Source organism: Paenarthrobacter sp. NPDC091669 (genome assembly GCF_044756725.1).
GTDB classification, from domain to species: domain Bacteria; phylum Actinomycetota; class Actinomycetes; order Actinomycetales; family Micrococcaceae; genus Arthrobacter; species Arthrobacter bambusae_C.
In genome coordinates this window covers 1-1,565 of sequence record NZ_JBIVTK010000025.1, presented here as the reverse complement: position 1 = coordinate 1,565, position 1,565 = coordinate 1, and the positions used below count along the sequence as shown (strand labels likewise).

Sequence of the window (1,565 nt, the reverse complement as noted above, 5' to 3'; positions counted from 1 at the left end):
CGGACGGTGGCCGGGTATGTGGGGACCATGATTTCCGAGGCGCGGGACGAGGATGACCGGCGTCGGCAGAACAACGAGTGGGTGCGGCGGCATAACAACCGCAACTGGCTTGAGCAGTTTGGTGACAGCCTTTGGGGTGAGGAAGCGCGTCCGAATATGGAGCCCGGGAACGCGCCGTCGTTCCCGTCCGAAGCCCCGGCGTCGGGGTCGCGGGAGACCCCTGGCCCGGGTGGCGGGTACGGGGGCGGGGTGTCCTCGGCGCGTCCGGAGTCGTTGCGGAGTTTCGCGGCGGGTTCCCGTGGCCTGGATGAGGGGATTGCGTCGGTGCCGGGGTCCTTGGAGGGGGAGTTGTCTTCGTTCGCGGACCGGTGCGGGTGGGGCCGGATCGACGCTGCTGGTGTGGTGAGCGCGTTCCGGCAGTATTTGCGGTTGAACGAGGCGGACGCGGGGTGGGCGGTGGTGGTCGCGGACGCGTTCGCTGCCGCCGGTGCTGAGGGCGCGGTCTCGACCCTCTCGGATGCGGCGGTGAACGAGGCGTTGGCCGCGGCCGGGGTTTCGGCGAACCGGACGGGCCTGGTCATTGACCCGCCCACGGCGGCGGGGGCGATGCCCTCGTCCGGGTACGCGAATGATCCGGTGAACACGGCCACGGGTAACTTTATTGAACCGGAAACGGATCTGGGGTTCGCCGGGGCGGCCGCTGACCTGGCGGTCACAAGGATGTATAACTCCCTCGGCTCGGGCCTGGACACTGTTGGGGTGTTCGGTCCGGGGTGGGCCTCGGTGCTGGATCAGCACCTGGTGATCACTGATGAGGGTTGCCGGTGGGTGATGGCCGACGGGCGGGCGGTGGACTTCCCCCGCGAGGGTGCGGGTTGGGCCCGTGCGGTCGGCGAGAATTACTGGCTCGCCCGCGAAGATGCCGGCACACCGTGGTTGGCGGAGCTGTCCTCGGTACCTACAGGTGTCACTGAGGTGTTGGTCGTGGCCGATAACCAGGGCGCTTGGTGGGCTTACACCACTGCCGGGGTGTGGCTCGGGACCGGGGCCGGGCCCGGCCGGACCATCTCCGCCCACCGCCAAGAAGGTATCGACGGCGGTGGGTCGGGGACGGTTAACCGGTTGGTGCATGTGCGGGGCCGGTTCGTGGAGATCGACTACGTCGACGGGCTGGTGGGCGTGGTTCGTTCATCGGATGGGCGCCGGGTCCAGTACGGGTACGACGCCGAGGGCCGGTTGGTCACCGTCGGCACGGAGACCGGCACCCGTACGTATGGGTGGAACGAGGCCGGCCTGATCGGTTCGGTGGTGTCTGCTGCGGGTGTGGTGGAGGCCGAAAACACGTATGACGAGGCCGGCCGGGTGGTTTTGCAGGTCACTCAGCATGGGCGGCGGACGAGGTTCGCGTATTTACCGGGCCGGGTCACGGTGGTTTCGGATGAGGACGGGTCCCGGTCGAATTCCTGGGTTGCTGATGGCAAGGGCCGTCTGGTGGGGGTGTTGGATGCGGAGGACCGGCGCCAGTCCATGGCTTATGACGTGCATTCGAATCTGGTGTCTTTGAC

At 67.9% G+C, this 1,565-nt stretch carries 1 protein-coding gene; it reads left to right on the top strand.

The window, feature by feature from the left end:
* Window positions 1–27 precede the first annotated feature (27 nt).
* A partial coding sequence (locus ACIQLI_RS22455; protein ID WP_400392636.1) for a DUF6531 domain-containing protein occupies window positions 28–1,565 on the top strand: 1,538 nt, incomplete at its 3' end.